The sequence below is a fragment of the Saliniramus fredricksonii genome, from assembly GCF_900094735.1.
Lineage (GTDB): Bacteria > Pseudomonadota > Alphaproteobacteria > Rhizobiales > Beijerinckiaceae > Saliniramus > Saliniramus fredricksonii.
The window spans coordinates 473,689-491,276 of sequence record NZ_FMBM01000001.1 but is presented as its reverse complement, the minus strand read 5'-3'; the positions used below and the strand labels follow the sequence as shown (position 1 = coordinate 491,276).

13 protein-coding genes are annotated in these 17,588 nt (G+C 65.4%); 6 read left to right on the top strand and 7 right to left on the bottom strand.

Annotated elements, in window-relative coordinates; genetic code table 11:
• The first annotated feature begins 321 nt into the window (after window positions 1-321).
• Window positions 322-1,440, top strand: a complete 1,119-nt coding sequence (locus tag GA0071312_RS02235) for a Tad domain-containing protein (RefSeq protein ID WP_074443443.1) — start codon at window positions 322-324, stop codon at window positions 1,438-1,440.
• Here GA0071312_RS02235 and GA0071312_RS02230 read toward each other — a convergent pair.
• Window positions 1,430-4,384, bottom strand: coding sequence for an FAD-binding and (Fe-S)-binding domain-containing protein (locus GA0071312_RS02230; RefSeq protein ID WP_083204368.1), 2,955 nt, complete (start codon window positions 4,382-4,384; stop codon window positions 1,430-1,432). The genes GA0071312_RS02235 and GA0071312_RS02230 overlap by 11 nt on opposite strands.
• Before the next feature lie 225 nt (window positions 4,385-4,609).
• On the opposite strand from GA0071312_RS02230, the gene GA0071312_RS02225 reads away from it, so the two are divergent.
• The 3 genes from GA0071312_RS02225 to GA0071312_RS02215 all read left to right on the top strand — a co-directional run bounded on the left by GA0071312_RS02225 (window position 4,610) and on the right by GA0071312_RS02215 (window position 6,385).
• The gene (locus GA0071312_RS02225) at window positions 4,610-4,852 is read left to right on the top strand and encodes a hypothetical protein (RefSeq protein ID WP_074443442.1); all 243 of its coding nucleotides are present in this window, start codon (window positions 4,610-4,612) and stop codon (window positions 4,850-4,852) included.
• 86 nt (window positions 4,853-4,938) lie between these two features.
• Window positions 4,939-5,556 carry a glutathione peroxidase gene (locus tag GA0071312_RS02220; protein ID WP_074443441.1) on the top strand — a complete coding sequence of 206 codons (618 nt, stop codon included), beginning with the start codon at window positions 4,939-4,941 and terminating at the stop codon, window positions 5,554-5,556.
• A 106-nt stretch (window positions 5,557-5,662) separates the two neighbouring features.
• The gene (locus GA0071312_RS02215) at window positions 5,663-6,385 is read left to right on the top strand and encodes a GntR family transcriptional regulator (protein WP_165603936.1); all 723 of its coding nucleotides are present in this window, start codon (window positions 5,663-5,665) and stop codon (window positions 6,383-6,385) included.
• A 12-nt stretch (window positions 6,386-6,397) separates the two neighbouring features.
• Here the strand turns inward: GA0071312_RS02215 and GA0071312_RS02210 are convergent, their stop codons facing one another.
• The 6 genes from GA0071312_RS02210 to GA0071312_RS02185 all read right to left on the bottom strand — a co-directional run bounded on the left by GA0071312_RS02210 (window position 6,398) and on the right by GA0071312_RS02185 (window position 15,685).
• Complete coding sequence (locus GA0071312_RS02210) at window positions 6,398-7,198, bottom strand: enoyl-CoA hydratase (protein ID WP_074444135.1); 801 nt, start codon at window positions 7,196-7,198, stop codon at window positions 6,398-6,400.
• A gap of 13 nt (window positions 7,199-7,211) precedes the next feature.
• A complete protein-coding gene (dxs, locus tag GA0071312_RS02205; protein WP_074444134.1) occupies window positions 7,212-9,155 on the bottom strand; it encodes a 1-deoxy-D-xylulose-5-phosphate synthase in 1,944 nt (647 codons plus the stop codon).
• Between the two features lie 204 nt (window positions 9,156-9,359).
• The gene (locus GA0071312_RS02200; RefSeq protein ID WP_074443439.1) at window positions 9,360-12,233 is read right to left on the bottom strand and encodes a bifunctional diguanylate cyclase/phosphodiesterase; all 2,874 of its coding nucleotides are present in this window, start codon (window positions 12,231-12,233) and stop codon (window positions 9,360-9,362) included.
• On the bottom strand, window positions 12,226-12,852 hold the full coding sequence (locus GA0071312_RS02195; protein WP_074443438.1) for a heme oxygenase-like domain-containing protein: 627 nt from the start codon (window positions 12,850-12,852) through the stop codon (window positions 12,226-12,228). The genes GA0071312_RS02200 and GA0071312_RS02195 overlap by 8 nt, the downstream gene beginning before the upstream one ends.
• 153 nt (window positions 12,853-13,005) lie before the next feature.
• Window positions 13,006-14,520, bottom strand: a complete 1,515-nt coding sequence (locus GA0071312_RS02190; RefSeq protein WP_083204228.1) for a methyl-accepting chemotaxis protein — start codon at window positions 14,518-14,520, stop codon at window positions 13,006-13,008.
• Window positions 14,521-14,671: 151 nt separating this feature from the next.
• Window positions 14,672-15,685, bottom strand: a complete 1,014-nt coding sequence (locus tag GA0071312_RS02185) for a WD40 repeat domain-containing protein (protein WP_074443437.1) — start codon at window positions 15,683-15,685, stop codon at window positions 14,672-14,674.
• A 448-nt stretch (window positions 15,686-16,133) separates the two neighbouring features.
• Here GA0071312_RS02185 and GA0071312_RS02180 point away from each other — a divergent pair, with 448 nt between their 5' ends.
• Both GA0071312_RS02180 and GA0071312_RS02175 read left to right on the top strand, forming a co-directional pair.
• Window positions 16,134-16,685, top strand: coding sequence for a rhodanese family protein (locus GA0071312_RS02180; protein WP_074443436.1), 552 nt, complete (start codon window positions 16,134-16,136; stop codon window positions 16,683-16,685).
• A gap of 89 nt (window positions 16,686-16,774) precedes the next feature.
• Window positions 16,775-17,560 carry a sulfite exporter TauE/SafE family protein gene (locus GA0071312_RS02175; RefSeq protein ID WP_074443435.1) on the top strand — a complete coding sequence of 262 codons (786 nt, stop codon included), beginning with the start codon at window positions 16,775-16,777 and terminating at the stop codon, window positions 17,558-17,560.
• Window positions 17,561-17,588: the final 28 nt, after the last annotated feature.

The window sequence follows — 17,588 nt, the reverse complement described above, 5'->3', positions numbered from 1 at the left end:
CGCGTCTTCCAACGAGGGATGCGGCATCTTTTAATTGTGTATCTGTAGAATAAATCAGTTTTAATTGCAGGCTTTTGATGTCTTGCATTGTATCGGATTGGCAATGTCGATCTGTCTGCTGCGGAAATCTGCGGCTCGTGCGCCGCTTCACGATGGTCAGATCAAATTGACCCAAATCAGAAATCAGATTCACTACTTGTTTCGATGAGATATCCATTAACTTTACGCAGCGGAAGTGCTGCGCATTCGTCTAAATTTGCGTTATCCATCACCGATGTTTTTCCAGCACGTGGTCATCAGCAGATAAAGGCAGGTGGTGCAATGTTCGAGTTCTGCCGGGACAGACGTGGCGGCGTCGCCATGGTGTTCGCCGTGACGGCGATCCCGCTCTTCGGCGTGGCCGGTATCGCTGTCGATTACAGTCGCGCAACCGATGCGCGTTCGCAACTCCAGGCCGTATCCGACGGGCTCGCGCTGCATGTGGCGAATTCCGAGAATCGTCAGAACCCTGAACAGGTCATCGAGGCCTATCTGGCGCAGGTCTCGGGCCAGGGCCGCGAGCCGGATCATCTGGGTTCGATCGTCTCCGAAGGCAGCTGGATCAACCAGAATACCTTCTCGCTGGAACTCTCGGGCGATCTGCGCACGGTGATGGCGCATGTCGTTCCCGGAATCGCGGAATCGATGCATGTCAGCGTACGCACGGATGTGCATATCGATGCGCTGACACAGCAATACGATCCGCCGGAAATGACCTATCTCAACCCCGATGCGGGGGATTACAACCAGCTTTTCGCCTATTGCTACGACCATGAATCCGCCAACCCGGCCGATCCGCAAGGGCGCGATCGGTATCGCAGCCAGATGACGCTGATTGCGGATAACGAGGGGACGGAATACGATTTCGACTGGCCGCGTTGCGCCGAAGGTGAATCGCTGAGCTTCAGCATGCGCAATCAGCGGCATGTGAGATCGCATCCCGGGCTCCTTGATAATCCCAATCGCCCGCCCTTTGCCCCCGTCTTCGAATATTTCACCGACACACGGATCGTGAACGGGCGCGAGATCTTCGACATCATCCGCGTCGCCGAAGACATTCCGGGCGCATGGAACCGGTGGTTCCGTCCGGGCCAGATCGACCAGGGTTTCGACATGCTCGAAACCGTGCGCTGCGAAAGCCTGGACGAATGTGTCGGCGAAAGCGATGGCGGCATCCTGCCCGAGGGCAAGCATCGCGCGCCGCAGGTCGAGGATCGCGGCTGCACGCCGGGATCCTACATGTATTTCGGCTGGGAAGACCGCCCGCCCGGTCAGCCGGGGCCGAATCATAACTGGCTCCAGCCCGGCTGGACCGACCGCAGCTACGATGATATCCGCATCGTGATGAAATGTCCGGATTCCGGTGAGATCGGCTCGCGCAACGTGCGAATCATTCGTTGAGCGCCTGATCCAGGAACCGCGCCACATGCACCGCCTCACGCGCCACGCCGTCACCGATCTGGTGGCGGCAAGAGGTGCCATCGGCGAGGATGATCGCGTCGGGATCAGCCTTGCGCAGGGCGGGGAAGAGCGAGAGTTCCCCCATGGCGAGCGAGGTATCAATGGTGCGTGCATCATAGCCGAAGGCGCCGGCCATGCCGCAGCAACTCGATTCAATCGTCTCGAGCGTGAGGCCGGGCACCGCGTGAAGAAGCGTCTCGACGGGGCTAAGTGCCTCGAAGCTCTTCTGATGACAATGCCCGTGCAGATAGGCCTTGCGCCCGCCCTGATCGGCGAAGGCAAGGTCGATCACACCCGCCTCCTGATCGGCGGCGAGCGCCTCCTCGAAGAGGAAGGCGGCGTCGCAGAGCGCCTGCGTGGCCTCGTCGGGCAAAAGCGCGTGAAATTCGTCGCGCAGGGTGAGCAGGCAGGAGGGTTCGAGCCCGATGACGCGCGCGCCCCGCTCGACGAAGGGGATCAGCGCATCGCGGGTGCGCTGCGCTTCCAGACGCGCCTCGTCGACCCGTCCTGCAGAGAGGAAGGTGCGCCCGCAACACAATGGACGCCCGCGATCCGCCGGCGCGACCCGGTGCAGGCGATAGCCGGCCCGTGCCAGCACACGGGCGGCGGCGGCGAGGTTTTCCGGTTCGAAATAGCGGTTGAAGGTATCACCGAAGAGCACCACGTCCCGCCCGTCTCCGATCACCGCCTCCGGCGATGCTGCTTCGCCGGTCTCCCTCCAGGGCTTGCGCCAGACGGGGAGCGCGCGGCGGGCGGAGAATCCTGCAAGCGTCTCGGACAAGGCCGCAAGCCCCGGCACCCTGTCGCGCAGGTTCATCAGCCCGCGCAGCCGCGAAGCGAGCGGCGCATAACGCGGCAGCCAGGCGATGAGCCGCTCCTTCAGCGGCAGGCCGTGGCGGGCATGGTAATGGCTGAGGAATTCGATCTTCATCCGGGCCATGTCAACGCCGGTCGGGCATTCGTGGCGACACGCCTTGCAGGAGACGCACAGATCCATCGTCGCCTTCATGGCGGGATCGGTGAAGGCGTCTTCGCCGAGCTGGCCGGTCATGGCGAGGCGCAACGTGTTGGCGCGCCCGCGCGTCACATGCATCTCGCTGCCGGTGACGCGAAAGCTCGGGCACATCGCCCCGCCGACGCGCTTGCGGCAGGTGCCGTTATTGTTGCACATCTCCACGGCGGCGAGCATGCCGCCGTGATCGCTCCAGTCGAGGGCGGTCTCGCGCGGCGCGGCCTGGGCGTAGCCGGGCGGATAGCGCATCAGGTCGCGATCATCGAAGGCGAGCGGGCGCACGATCTTGCCGGGATTGAGGCGGCCTTGCGGATCGAAGGCGTTCTTCACCGCCTCGAAGGCGCGCACCATGCGGGTGCCGAACATTGCCTCGTGGAATTCCGAGCGCGAGATCCCGTCCCCGTGCTCGCCGGAATGCGAGCCCTCGAACCGGCGCACCTCCTCGAACGTCTCCTCGGCGATGGCGCGCATGGCCCGCACGCCGTCATCGGTCTTCATATTGAGGATCGGGCGCACATGCAGGCAGCCGACCGAGGCATGCGCATACCAGGTGCCGCGCGTGCCATGTCTCTCGAAGATCGCGGTGACGCGGTCGGTGTAATCGGCGAGGTGTTCGAGCGGCACGGCGCAATCCTCGATGAAGGAGACCGGCTTGCCGTCGCCCTTCATCGACATCATGATGTTCAGGCAGGCCTCGCGCACGCCCCAGACCTGTTTCTGAGCACCCGGATCGACCACCTCCACCACGGCATCGGGGTAGCCGTGATCGGCCATGCACTGGTCGAGACGTTTGAGATCATCACGCAGGCCATCCGCGCTCTCGCCGGCGAATTCGACCAGCAGCAGGCAATCAGGTTGCCCCCTGGTGATCTGCGCGAGGGTGCGGCGGAAGATGTCGATATCGGCACCGAGTTCGAGCACGTTGCGATCGACGAGTTCCACGGCTACCGGGCCGAGCTCGACGAGATGGCGCGTCGTCTCCATCGCCGCGCGAAAGCTCGGGAAATGGCATACGCCCATGACGCGATGTTGCGGAAGGGGCGAGAGCGCCAGCGTCACCGCGCGCGAAATCGCGAGCGTGCCCTCCGAGCCGACGAGCAGATGCGCGAGGTTGGGCACAGGTGCAAGCAGCGCATCGAGATTGTAGCCGCCCACGCGCCGCTGTACCTGCGGAAACCGCGCCTCGATCCCGGCGCGCTCGGCATGGGCGAGCCCGACCAGCGAGGTGGCGAGCCTGCGCGCATCCGCCGAGCCGGTGACGCCGCCGTCATCGCCGCCCATCGAGCCGTAGCGGAAGGCCTCTGCGTGGTGGAACCAGCCATCGACCGCGAGCACGTTATCGACCATCTTGCCGTAGCGGATCGAGCGCGCGCCGCAGGAATTGTTGCCGGTCATGCCGCCGATCGTGCAGCGCGAGGCGGTGGAGGGCTCGACGGGAAAGAACAGGCCGTCCGCTTTCAGCCGCGCGTTCAGTCGCTCCAGCACCATGCCCGGCTCGACGCGGATACTGCGCGCCTGCGGGTCGTAATCGAGCACCCGGTCGAGATGGCGCGCGCAATCGATGACGAGCCCCTCGCCGATCGGCTGCCCGTTCTGCGAAGTGCCGCCGCCGCGCACGATCACCGGCACGCCTTCCTCACGCGCGATGGTCAGCGCGGCTTCGAGATCCTCGGCATTCTGCGGCATGACCACGCCTATCGGCATGATCTGGTAGATCGAGGCATCGGTGGCGTAGCGCCCGCGCGTGAACGCATCGAAGCGCACCTCGCCCTGCATGGCGCGCCGCAGCTTGCGCTCGAGGCCGAGATCGCGGCTGGTCACCTTCGCTGCACGCCGTGCCGTAACGGATGCTGTCGCGTTGCCGGAAGCCATGCCGAACCCCTTTGCCCAATCCCGCGTCGTCGCACGAAATACGCCATCTGCATAAACCCGCAGCGCTCCGGAAGCGAGGGCAGCGTCGCGCATGTCGGTTTGCGGCGGATCGCGCGGGTCGAAACGCCGCGTGGCGCGCCTGAAACGGATCCTTAACACAAGCCGACGTAGCATCTCGGGCCTTGCGCTGCCGTCTCTTCGGCAGCGGGCGTCGGAGTAGAATCCATGTCCCACGATTCCGGGCCATATCCTGATCGTTTCGATCAGCATCGCCGGCCGCATTCCGTTCAGGCCCGCGTCGCGACCCTGCGCAATCTCGCCGACAGCGCCGGTGCGGCTTTCGGCTGGGACGAGGATGCCGAGGCACGGCTCGATCGCACCGTGCGGCTGCATGCGGCACGCGGGGCCCTGGCCTGGACGCTGTGCTGCATCGGGCTCGTCATACTCGCCTATTCGGTGACGGGCTGAGGCCGGTTGCGGCCAAGACCCCTGGAACCCGCGCGCAGGCGCGCCATATCATCGTGGCGGAAAGGCGATAGCGGGGAGCGTCGATCATGGTTGCAGGCAGGCGCAGGCGAGGGGCGATCAATCGCCGGGAGCTTCTGGGCAGTGGCATCCTGGCCGGCTTCGGCTTGCTTGCCGCCGCGCGCGGTTCCGTTCTGGCCGAACCCGCATCGTCCGGGCCGGCAATGTCGCGACGAAACGCACACAGTTTCTCCTTCGAGACCATCAATGGCGACAGGCTCGATCTGCAGCGGTTTCGCGGACGCCCGATCCTCGTTGTGAACACCGCCTCGCGTTGCGGGTTCACGGCGCAATACGAGGGCCTGCAGAATCTCCATGCCCGCTATCGCGATGCCGGGCTTGTCGTGATCGGCGTGCCATCGAATGATTTTCGCCAGGAACTCGCCTCCAATGCGGATGTCGCGGCCTTCTGCGAGGCTCGGTTCGGCATCGATTTCCCGCTCACGGCGATCAGCCAGGTCACAGGCGCCGAGGCGCATCCCTTCTATCGCTGGGCCCGGGAGGTCCGCCCCGGCGAGACGCCGCGCTGGAATTTTCACAAATATCTCATCGCTCCCGACGGCGACATCGAAGCCGTCTTCGCGACGACGACGGTGCCGGAACATCCGCATGTGATCACGGCGATCGAGGCGTTGCTACGCGGGTGACACAAGCCCCTTCCACGCAGACCGGAATCTCGGCTATATCCCGCTCGGGTCATGCATCATGGCGTTTGTGATCATCACAGGGTAGTGTGGAGTGATGAAGGGGAACATGCGTCTCACGGCTATGGAGCGGGTCTATGACGAGATCCGCTCGGCGATCATCTCGGGTGCCTTTCCGGTCGGTTCACGGATCACGGAGGAAATGCTGGCCGAGCGGCTCTCCGTCAGCCGTACGCCGGTCCGCGCGGCCCTGCAAAGGCTGGCGAGTGACGGCTTCATCGACATGGCCTCGCATATCGGGGCCGTGGTGAAGGCGTGGAGCCCGGAGGAGGCGCGCCAGATCTACGAGGTTCGCGCACGGCTCGAAGCGATGGGCGCCCGTCTCGCTGCCCGCAATGCCGGCAAAGCGGATACCTTGCGTCTGTCACGCATGGCCGAAGCCATCGCCCGCGAAGGGGTGACCGGCGAAGGCGGGACCCGGCGTTCGGAGCGTAACCGCGCCTTCCATCTGTTGATTCTCGAACTGAGTGGCAACAGCCACCTCTACCGCACGGCAGCCAATCTCATGCATGTCGGTTTTCTGGTTCAGGCCTATGCCAGTTTCGGGGATCGCGATGCCCAGCGCAGCGATTTCGACCATTTCGATCTCGTCACCGCCATCGGATCCCGGGATGCGGATTGGGCCGAAGCGGTGATGCATGCGCATATCATGGCCGCGAGCAACGTCTTCGTCGCCGCCGAGCAGGCGGGCAGTGAAGACCGCGCAGAGCCGGTGAAGGAGCCGGGCGCGACAGCCGGGAAGCAAACCGGTCGCAATCTGCGGGCCGGCTGAGCCGGCTCCCGGTCATTGCCCGCGAAAACGTGGCTTGCGCTTGGCGAGGAAGGCCTCCATGCCCTCGCGGAAATCATCGCTGAGATAACAGCGCAGGATTAGATCGTCATCGGCTCCGGGCTTTGCCGGGCCGGCCCGCAGCCGCGCCAAGGCTTCCTTGGTGGCCGAGAGCGTCAGCGGCGCGTTTTGCGCGATTCGCGCGGCGAGCGCCTCGGCGCGGGCTTCGAGCGCGGCGTGATCGGGCAGGATCTGCGTGACGAACCCCGCCGCGAGCGCCTGATCCGCATCCATCAATTCGGATGAATAGAGGATCTGCCTGGTGCGCGCCTCGCCGATCAATGCCACCACACGCTCGATGGTGCGCACCGAGAGGCAATTGCCGAGGGTGCGCGCGATGGGGAAACCGAAGCGCATATCGGCGCTGGCGATGCGGATATCGCAGCAGGATGCGATCGCCGCGCCCCCGCCCGTCACCGCCCCGGTGATCACGGCGATGGTCGGCACGCGGCAGGTCTCCAGCGTGGAAAACACCCGGTCCATATGTTCTTCATAGGCGAGCGCGTCGTCGCGCCCGGACATGTTCCGGAACTGGGATATATCGGTGCCGGCTGCGAAGGCCTGGCCGCCCGCGCCCGAGAGCAGCATCACCCGGATGGCGGGATCGGCATTCACAGCCTCGCAGATCTCCACCAGCCGGTCATACATGGCATAGGTGAAAGCATTCATCGCCCGGGGCCGGTTGAATACCACCCGGGCGATGCCGTCTGCGACGGTGAAGAGCATTTCGGGATCGGTGGCGCCGGGCGAAAGCATGCTCATCGCATTCTCAGCCGATCTTCGCGCGCCCGCCGGCTTCCAGGCCATCCGCGTCCCTGCCATCCGCATCCCGACCGAGCGCCGCAAAGACCTTCGCGACGATCGCATCGGCATCAAGGCCGGCCTGCGCATACATGGCGTCGGGCTTGTCCTGGTCGATGAAGATGTCGGGCAGCACCATGGGGCGCACCTTGAGGCCGCTATCCAGTGCGCCATTGGCGGCCAGGCAATGCAGCACGAAGGAGCCGAACCCGCCGATCGAGCCTTCCTCGACGGTGATCAGCACCTCGTGTTCGCGGGCGAGCCGCAGCACGAGTTCCTCGTCGAGCGGTTTGGCGAAACGGGCATCGGCGACGGTGGTGGACAGCCCGCGCGCGTCGAGGTCTTCTGCCGCGCCCAGGGCTTCCTTCAGGCGCGTGCCGAGTGACAGGATGGCGATGCGGCTGCCCTGCTTGACGATCCGCCCCTTGCCGATTTCGAGCGGCACGCCCTTCTCGGGCATGTCGACACCGACACCCTCGCCGCGCGGATAGCGGAAGGCGATGGGGCCCGTATCATGCGCCACGGCGGTGGCGACCATATGCACGAGCTCGGCCTCGTCGGCGGCGGCCATGATGGTGAAATTGGGCAGGCAGCCCAGATAGGCGATGTCGAAGGAGCCGGCATGGGTCGGCCCGTCCGCGCCCACGAGGCCGGCCCGGTCGAGGGCGAAGCGCACCGGCAGGTTCTGGATCGCGACATCGTGCACGATCTGGTCATAGGCGCGTTGCAGGAAGGTGGAATAGATCGCGCAGAACGGCCTGTAGCCCTCCGTCGCCAGCCCGGCGGCGAAGGTCACCGCATGCTGCTCGGCAATGCCGACATCGTAGGTGCGCCCGGGGAAGGCCTTGGCGAACATGTCGATACCCGTGCCCGACGGCATCGCGGCGGTGATCGCCACGACCTTGTCATCGGCCTCGGCCTCCCGGATCAGGCTCTCGCCGAAGACCTTGGTGAAGGCCGGCGCATTCGCCTTCGGCTTGGACTGCGTTCCGGTCACCACGTCGAACTTGACCACGCCGTGATACTTGTCGGCGGAAGCTTCCGCCGGTGCATAACCCTTGCCCTTCTGGGTCACCACATGGACGAGGATCGGGCCGGTTTCCATGTCGCGGACATTCTTGAGCACGGGCAGGAGGTGGTCGAGATTGTGCCCGTCGATCGGGCCGACATAGTAGAAGCCCATCTCCTCGAACATGGTGCCGCCGGTCCAGAACCCGCGCGCATATTCCTCGGCCTTCGCCGCCTTCTCGCTGAAGAACTTGGGCAGGCGGCGGGTGAGCTGCTTGGCGGTCTCGCGGATCGAGCGATAGGTGCGCCCGGAAACCAGCCGCGCGAGATAGGCCGACATGGCGCCCACCGGGGGCGCGATCGACATGTCGTTGTCGTTGAGGATGACGATCAGGCGCGAATGCATGGCGCCGGCATTGTTCATCGCCTCATAGGCCATGCCCGCCGACATCGCGCCATCGCCGATCACGGCCACGACATTGTTCTTGCGCCCGTCGAGATCACGCCCCACCGCCATGCCGAGGCCAGCGGAGATCGAGGTGGAGGAATGCGCCGCGCCGAACGGATCGTATGCGCTCTCCGCCCGCTTGGTGAAGCCGGAGAGGCCGCCACCCGTACGCAGGGTGCGGATGCGATCGCGGCGCCCGGTCAGGATCTTGTGCGGATAGGCCTGGTGGCCGACATCCCAGATCAGCCGGTCGTCGGGGGTGTCGAAGACGTGATGCAGGGCGACCGTCAGTTCGATCACGCCGAGCCCGGCGCCCAGATGCCCGCCCGTGACGGAGACGGCATCGATCGTCTCCGAACGCAGTTCGTCGGAGACCTGCCGCAGCTTGTCTTCGGACAGCTTGCGCAGGTCGCGCGGGTCGCGGATCGTATCGAGGAGCGGAGTTTCGACAGGCATGAGACCACCATTCTTCACAAGCCGACCGGCAGGCCATATCGACCGATCGTCCCCGCAAGGGCGACGCAGAGTGATCCGCGCCTTCGAGGGTGACGCAAGACTTAGCCGCGCAAGCTGATGACGTCAAAGTCTGTATGACATACGCTTGCCGATCCGGATCGGACGTGTCCGCCTGTGTGCCTGCGCCGGTTTGCCGGCGAGGGTTCACGATTCCCGGCCCGCCTTCCCGATGAAGGCCGCCAGAGCCTCGGCATTCATGGGGCGGGCGAAATAATACCCCTGCACTGCGAAAAGGTCCTCGTCCGCAAGAGCATCGCATTCCTCGCGTGTCTCGATACCCTCGGCAATACAGGCGATTCCGAGGCTGGCGACGAGGTTGCGCACGGCGGAGAAGATCGCCGTCACGCGCGGCTGCGTGCCGATGCCGCTGACCAGCTTGCGGTCGATCTTGACGATATCCGCCGGCAGGCGCGCGAGTTCGCCGAGCGAGGAATAGCCCGCGCCGAAATCATCCAGCGCGATCTTCATCCCCTCCGCCTGTAGCTGCCGGAGCGCCTCGACCGCTTCCTGCGAACACATCGAGGTCTCGGTGACCTCCAGAACGAGATGGTGATAAGGCAGGCCATGCGCATCCAGCGCCGAGCGGGCCACGGCGGATATGCTGCGCCGGGCGAGCGCCGCCGCATCGAGATTGACGCTGACGAAATCGATCTTGCCGTCACGGATGAGCGGCGCCGCGACGCGCAGGGCGAGATCAATCATGGTCGTGGTCAGCAGAAAGATCTGGCCGGCTTCCACGGCGGCTGGAATGAAGCGGGCCGGGCTGACGGGGCCATGGGTCGGGCTTTCGAACCGGGCGAGCGCCTCAAGGCCACGCACGCGCCCGCTCCGGATATCGACGAGGGGCTGGAACACGGCCCTGATCTCGCCACGCGCCAGTGCCGGGCCGATTTCCAGCATCAGTTCCGCGTGTGACGGACCGGAATCGGGGCCTGTCGGCGCGCCGAAGACGATTCGCCTGCGGTTGTCGTCTCTGGCCTCGCGCAGCGCCCGCATGGCGATTGCCGGTGCCTCGGCGGGAGGCACTTCGGGGCAGAATGCCGTCCCCACACGGATGAGCGGCGTATGCTGGTAACCATTGATCTCCACCGGCTTGCGCCCCATTTCGATGATGCTGCGCGCGAGCATGCGCAGGGCTTCCGGTGAATCACGGCGCGCCACCAGCATCAGCGTATCGTCATCATAGCGCCCGAGATGATCCGTGCGGGTGAGCGCCGGCCCGATATTCTCGCGCATCAGCCGATCGAGGGCGATGGCAGCCCCGGCTCCGTGCCGCGCGGCGACGGCTTCGCGCTGTTTCACGGCGATCAGCATCACGCCCACATGCGCCTGCGGCGCCGCCGCCGTGATGCGCCGCAGGCGCGCCTCCAGGGCACTGCGCGTCATCAGCCCGGTTTCGCTCTCGTGCTGGCCGAGAAAGGCGACATGCTCCTCGGTGATGCGCAAAAGCGCGCTCACCAGGCTGCGGCGCAAAAGCTCCGCCATGCGCGCATCGACATCATCCCAACGCTTGCTTTGTCCGCGCACCACCTCGATCCAGGCCGCGAAGGAGCGGCGCGGGCCAAGCTTTCCGGACGCCTCGTCGATATGGACGGGATGGTTGGGATCCCCGCCCCAGGCGACTTCCTGCGTGCGCTCCGGCCGGAAGAAGACGAGACCGTCGAGCGGCGTGTTGGGGGTTGGTATGACGTAAGCCCCCGATGCGACCAGCCGCACGGATTCGAAGCGCGGATCGGCCTCCGGCAGGCAATGCGTGCCGCCGTGATGGCGGCCCTGCCCGGTCTGTTTCTGCGCCATGGCCTGAAGGATCGCCTTGCAATCGCGCTCGGGCGGCGTCTCGCCGAGCAGCAGGCCGGCGCCACCGAAATTGCAATAGACCCCTCCGGCCTGCATGACGGCGAGCAGGTCCGGTGCGACCGCCTTCAATGCGTCGCTCAGACGCCCGGCTTCATCCAGGGCGGTTTCGACCTTGCGCAGCGCCTCGGCACGCTGCGCCATCGCCCGCTGATGGTCGACCGCACTGCGCGTGGCGATCATCTCCGAAAGGCTCTGGCCGAGCATGTCGCACAATCCGCGCAGGGTGCTGTCGACCATGCGCGGTGCGTCATGGTGGCACACCACCATGCCCCAGAGCGCGCCGTCACGGATCAGCGAGACGACGAGCGTGGCGCGCACGCCCATATTGTCGAGATAGGCCAGATGATAGGGCGAGACCGCGCGCAGAACGGCGTAGGTCATGTCGAGCCCCGCGCCGGACGCGCCTTCCGCCTCCCCCGTCGATGAGCGCGCCATGAAATCGGTTGCGTGCAGGGTCAGCGTCGGGGCGTGGATATCAGGAATCATCCGCACCCGCTGCAGCAGATACATCCGGCGCGCCTGGCTGGGGATATCGCTCGCCGGGTAATGCAACCCGAGGAAGGATTCGCGCTGCGGATCGCAGGATTCGGCCACGACGGCGCCGTGGCCGTCTTCATCGAAGCGATAGACCATCACCCGGTCATAGCCAGTGAGCGCGCGCCATTCCCGTGCGGTCGCGGCGAGCAGGTCGTCGAGCCCCTCGGTCGCGCGCAGGCGCGCCAGCGCGGCCTGTGCGGCGGAGACGCTCTGCGCGGCCTCGAGGGCCGCCCCCGCAGGCAGCAATTCGACCACGGCCAGGTCGTCGATCTGATGCACCACGGCATCGTTCACGTGATTGTCGAAACGCGCCACAGAGGTGAAATTCGTCGGCGCGTAATGCTCGCAGGAGAGCATCTCCATGATCCGGGCGATCGCCGGGGCGGGCAGGAGATCCGCGAGCACGCATCCGGGCACCGGATCGCGCCCCAGCCAGGCACCGGCATTCTCCGACCAGTAATGCAGCCGCCCGTCCGTCGGATCAAAGGCCAGCAGGGCGCCGAAGGACTGGACGCGTCCGGGGAAGGTGATCGGCTCGGCTTCGCAGATGGCGATATGGCGCTCCAGCCCCTCCCGATCTCCGAGCTGCGGGACCATGGCGGCGCGGTTGTCGCGTTCAGGCATGGCGCGACGCCTCCATCATGTTCTGTTCGACCATCGCATCGAGGATCGTCAGGGCCACGCAAAAGGCCGTGCAGGCACCGGCAAGCACATCGGCCTGCATGTGCGGATGCTCGAGCCCCCACAGATCGATCGCCCTGCGCATGCCGCGCCAGCGCTGCTGCATCGCTGCACCCGCACAAGCCAGGCCTTCCATGCGCTGCTGTTCCTCCGGCCCGGACGGGGCGGCACTGCGCAGGGCGGGGCGCAGCCCCAATGCGGCGCCGCAGATCGTGTAGGCACTGCCGATCGCCTCGGCGCGATTCATGAGGGTGAAACGTGCCAGCGGCACGGGCAGGAGCGGCGGGGATGCGCCATCGGCGGCACTGACCGCAGCTTCGTGTCCGGCCATGGCGCGGGCGAGAACACGCGGCACGCTGTTCGCCGCGCGGTTGCCTGTTGCCGCCGCGTGCCAGGCGAGCAGCATCCGCGTCATCATGGCGAGATGCGTGGCGATCCTTTCGGGTGCCAGCCGGCTCAGCGTGTCGAAGCGTTCCTCGGAAACGTCATGCAGGCTTCGCGTGACACGCCGAAGAGCAAGACTGAGCTGTTTGGGCTTTCCGCGACCTGGTGCGTTCGGCATGTATCATTTCTTATATTTATGATTGTGCTTACGGATCCGCTATCCTTCACGTTACATGTTTGCCTGCCTGTGGCGCAATCGATTTTTATGACACATATGCGCAAATCGACGTCAACGCAGCCCTGCGCAGCGGGGATCATGCATCGTTGCTGCTCACTTCTTCCCGCGCCGGTTCACGAAGGCGTCGATCACGTCCTTGAAGCGATGCGCGTCCGAATCGAGTGAGGCGGAGACATCCTTGATCGCAACGGCCGCCTGTCCGGTCTGATGCGCCGCGTCGGAGACACCGGTCATGTTGCTGGTCACCTCGCGAATCGCCGCTGATTGCTCCTCCACCGCTGCCGCAATCTGGTTCGAAGCGCCGCGCAAGGTGTCGACATCGCTGACGATGGCGCCGATCGCCTCCGCCGTTGATCCCGAAACCGACTGGATCGTCTCGATCTGCGCCTTGATCTGGCTGGTCGCCTGGGCGGTCTGATCGGCCAGTGCCTTGACCTCGGCGGCGACCACCGCGAAGCCGCGCCCGGCCTCGCCCGCACGCGCGGCTTCGATCGTGGCGTTCAGCGCCAGCAGGTTGGTCTGGGCGGCGATGGTGGCGATGACCTCGGTGATCGAACCGATCTGGTTCGAGACCTGGGCCAGTTCGCGCACCATGTCATCGGCGGTCCCGGCGCGCTGGCTGGCCGAGCCGGAAAGATCGGCCGCCGATGCGGCCTGCGTCGCGATTTCGCTGATCGAGGCCGAGAGCTCCTCCGTCGCCGCAGAGACGGTGCCGGCCATGGCCTGGGCATGGCGGGCGATCCCGGTCATCTGCGCCGCAGCGCTGGCGAGCTCGGAGGCGGTTCCCGTCATGGTGGTGCAGGTCTCGGTGACGCTCTCGGCCACCCGAACCTCCTCCGTCACGACGTTCCAGGTCAGCATCGGGCCGAGATAGCGCCCCTCCTTCGACATGATGGCCGAGACGCGCAGATTGAGGACTTCCGGGCCGACGCGGATATTGCTGTTGATCGGCAGGTTGGCCGGATCGGCGAGGATGGAGCGCTGATGCGTCGGGCGCTTGTGGAAGATGTCGATATTCTGCCCCAGCAGATCCTTCGCCCTGATCGGCAGATGCTCCTCGATTTTCGAGAGTGTCTCGATGCTGGTGGAATTGACGTAATTGATGGTGAAGTTCTCGGGATCACAGGTCATGACGTTGATCGGCATGCGGTCGATCATCTGCAGGAGCCGTGCCACTTCATCCTGCTGGCGGCGTTTTTCCGTCGCGATCGACCAGGTCAGCACGGCATGTGTATAGGCACCGCGCGCATCGATCAGGGGCGAGATGGCGAGGTCGAGATACTCGTCACCCAGCCTGATCTGGGCGTTGTGCGGCAGATTCCCAGGATCCGACAGGATGCGCCGCTGATGGGCGGGATTTTTGTGGAAGACATCGATCGAGGTGCCGATGATCTTCTCTGGATCGATATTCAGAAGATGGCCGATCCGCCCCAGCAGCGTGCGCGATTCCGGGTTGGCGTAGACGACCTCGAAATCGCGCGTCTCGCAGATCATCACTGCAACGGGCAGGCTCTCGAAGGCCGCGCGCAGATCCGGTTGCGCGGCGCGATGCGGTCCGGCGATTCGTGCGAGCATTCCCATGTGATGTTCCTCCAGCTGCGCCAGCATGCGAAAACCACATGAAATCGCCGTATATGGATATTCCGGGAAGCGGCAGGGCAGGTCATGCGGGTGTTAAGTTTCGTTAACGATTACTGCCTGTTTCTGCGCCATGATTGTTCATGCGCGGGGCCGAGGCCATGCAGGCCGCCCGCAACGCTCACGGAAGCGGCAGAATGCCCGCTGCCCCGTCATCACAGCCGAAGGCGAGCAGCTTGCCGGCTGCGTCCCAGGCGAGGGCGGTGACGCGGCTGCCCTTCACCGCCGGGCGCACCAGCAGCTCCGAACCGTCGCTGACGCGAATCAGCAGGACGCAGCCGTCTTCGTAGCCGGCGGCACAGATCGGCAGATGCGGGTGGCAGGCGACCCGGGTGACGCGTGCCGCGCGCACGCCGAATTCACGCGGGGCCTTTCCGGTCGGCCCTTCCTTGCTGTCGAAGGGCCAGGCGATCACCGCATCGGCGCCGCTCGTGGCGAGCATGTCGCCATCGGCGCTCCAGGAGAGCGATCGCGGCTTGGCGGCATAGCCCGACATCCGCATATGGCCGCGATCGGGCGCGAGTCGCCAGCCATGCAGCGCATTCTCCTGCATGGAGGTGACGACGAAGCGCCCGTCCGGCGACCAGGTCACGTCGAGATGCGAGCCCTTCCATTCGAGCGGGTCCGGTTCCTTCTCCAGATTCGGGTACCACAGGCTGACCCCGTTATAATGCGCCACCGCGAGGCGATAACCCTTCGGCGCGAAGGCGAGGCCGCGGGCGGAGGAGGGGGCCGTGAAGCGCTTCTCCTTTCCCTTGCGATCACGCGCGGTCACGTTGCGCCCCGCGCTCCAGGCGATGCCGCCTTCATGATGCAGGGCGAGCGCATCGATCCATGTGCCGCCGCTATCGGCGAAATCGCGCGTCGATCCGTCGGCGCCGGTGACCGCGACGCGCCCGTCATCGCCGCCGGTGACGAGGCGCTCGCCATCGCTCGTCGCACACAGGATGCTGCCATCGGGATGCACCTGCACCCGGTGTTCGGCGCCATCGCGCACCAGCAGCACGCCGCCATCGCCGAGACAGAAGGCGGCGGTGGTTTGCAGGAAGCAGATCACGCCGACATGCGCGCTCGCATCGACGCGCTGGACGGCCTGGCTGAGATCGGGAATCGGATTGTGCGGGTTCGTGCTCATGCAGTCGTTCTAGAGGAAACTTCGGCGTTTGTGCAGGCCCGGTGCGGCCCGTGTCACACGGGAAAATCTTCGCGAGGACGCAAAATCACAAATTCGCCGCTTTCACGACAAACGGAAGCCCCGAACCCATCAGAAAAATACGTATCTCGATGGTTTCCATGTGGGTTCTTCCGGTAACGTCAGCCCCCCAGCCCCCCGGAAAGATCCACAGCGGAGCAGCCGCAATCGAGGTCGGGCCGTCCCTCGTGGACGGCCCTTCTTCGTTGGGGCGCCCGGCTCCGGCGCAGCCGCACGGCGTATTGCCGGTGCCAGGGCAAATCGCCCCTTGACATATATATAAGTAAATTCTAAATTACTGACAGCTTCAGAGAGGCGCCGCTCGCAGATCCTGCAGGCGAGACGCCTCGCAAGTGTTGCAACCGGAATACCCAGACGAGGATGACAGACCATGAGCCTTCCGACCATCTCCCCCGCCGAAGCCAAGCGCCTGATCGATGAAGGTGCCGTGCTCGTGGATGTGCGCGATCGGGCCGAGCATGCGCGCGAGCGCATCCCGCATGCGCGCAACTTTTCGCTGAATGAATTCGACAAGGGCGAACTGCCGCGTGACGGCGCCAATGTGGTGCTCTTCCACTGCAAGTCGGGCATGCGCACCTTGTCCAACGCGCAGGCGCTCTCCGACAAGGCTGGTGAAGGCTGCGACGCCTTTATCGTCGAAGGCGGCATTGACGCGTGGCGCAAGGCCGGCCTGCCGGTGGTCGAGGACAAGTCGCAGCCGCTCGACCTGATGCGTCAGGTGCAGATCGGCGCCGGCTCGCTCGGCTTCTTCGGCACGCTTGCCGGCATCTTCATCGCACCCGGCTTCCTGATCATCCCCGCCTTCGTCGGCGCCGGGCTGATGGTCGCCGGCATGACGGGCTTCTGCGGGCTTGCCCGCGTGTTGATTCACATGCCCTGGAACAAGGCGCTGAAGAACCCGCCAGTCGCCAGGACGGCGTAATCTTCCGGCCCGCCCGGTCCCATGCATACCGCGCGGCGCGCCCTTTGCGTGTCGCGCGTATCCCTCTTTCTGCGTCAGGCTGACAGACCATGCTCGCCCTCTCCCTCGCCCAGAGCCTTGCCGGACTGGCATCCGGATCGCTCGTCGGTTTCTCGCTCGGCCTCGTCGGCGGTGGCGGATCGATCCTGGCCGTGCCGGCCATGGTCTATCTCGTTGGCGTCGCGAGCCCGCATGTGGCGATCGGCACCAGCGCCGTCGCCGTGGCGGTCAACGCGATGATGAGCCTCGGCTCGCATGCGCGTTCGGGCACCGTGAAATGGCGCTGCGCGGCGGTCTTCGCCGGCGCCGGCGTGCTTGGGGCGGCTCTCGGCTCGACCATCGGGCAGATGATCGACGGCGAGATGCTGCTTTCCGCCTTCGCCGTGCTGATGCTCGTTGTCGGCGCGCTGATGCTGAAGCGGCGCAATGCGGTCGGGCTTCCCGACGTGGTGCTGGGACGCGACAATGCCGTAAAGCTGGTGACCTTCGGCCTTGGGGCCGGCCTGCTCGCCGGGTTCTTCGGCATCGGCGGCGGCTTCCTGATCGTGCCGGGGCTGATCGCGGCGACGGGCATGCCGATCATCAATGCGATCGGTTCCTCACTCTTTGCGGTGAGCGCCTTCGGCGTCACGACGGCGGGCAACTACGCATTTTCGGGCCTGGTCGACTGGCCGGTGGCGGCCCTGTTCATCGCCGGCGGCTTCGTCGGCAGTGCCATCGGCGCACGGGTGGCGCGCAAGCTGGCCGATGCCAAGGGCACGCTGAATATCGTCTTCGCCGCGTTGATCTTCGCTGTTGCCATCTACATGCTGGTGCAGAATGCGGGTCTGTTGTAAACCGACCCCCGGTTCAGCGCCCTCCATG

Bases quoted from the DNA above. Each gene is read 5' to 3' on its own strand.
- GA0071312_RS02235 (WP_074443443.1), top strand. From the start codon at position 322: ATGTTCGAGTTCTGCCGGGACAGACGTGGCGGCGTCGCCATGGTGTTC.
- GA0071312_RS02230 (WP_083204368.1), bottom strand. From the start codon at position 4,384: ATGGCTTCCGGCAACGCGACAGCATCCGTTACGGCACGGCGTGCAGCG.
- GA0071312_RS02225 (WP_074443442.1), top strand. From the start codon at position 4,610: ATGTCCCACGATTCCGGGCCATATCCTGATCGTTTCGATCAGCATCGC.
- GA0071312_RS02220 (WP_074443441.1), top strand. From the start codon at position 4,939: ATGGTTGCAGGCAGGCGCAGGCGAGGGGCGATCAATCGCCGGGAGCTT.
- GA0071312_RS02215 (WP_165603936.1), top strand. From the start codon at position 5,663: ATGCGTCTCACGGCTATGGAGCGGGTCTATGACGAGATCCGCTCGGCG.
- GA0071312_RS02210 (WP_074444135.1), bottom strand. From the start codon at position 7,198: ATGCTTTCGCCCGGCGCCACCGATCCCGAAATGCTCTTCACCGTCGCA.
- dxs (WP_074444134.1), bottom strand. From the start codon at position 9,155: ATGCCTGTCGAAACTCCGCTCCTCGATACGATCCGCGACCCGCGCGAC.
- GA0071312_RS02200 (WP_074443439.1), bottom strand. From the start codon at position 12,233: ATGCCTGAACGCGACAACCGCGCCGCCATGGTCCCGCAGCTCGGAGAT.
- GA0071312_RS02195 (WP_074443438.1), bottom strand. From the start codon at position 12,852: ATGCCGAACGCACCAGGTCGCGGAAAGCCCAAACAGCTCAGTCTTGCT.
- GA0071312_RS02190 (WP_083204228.1), bottom strand. From the start codon at position 14,520: ATGCTGGCGCAGCTGGAGGAACATCACATGGGAATGCTCGCACGAATC.
- GA0071312_RS02185 (WP_074443437.1), bottom strand. From the start codon at position 15,685: ATGAGCACGAACCCGCACAATCCGATTCCCGATCTCAGCCAGGCCGTC.
- GA0071312_RS02180 (WP_074443436.1), top strand. From the start codon at position 16,134: ATGAGCCTTCCGACCATCTCCCCCGCCGAAGCCAAGCGCCTGATCGAT.
- GA0071312_RS02175 (WP_074443435.1), top strand. From the start codon at position 16,775: ATGCTCGCCCTCTCCCTCGCCCAGAGCCTTGCCGGACTGGCATCCGGA.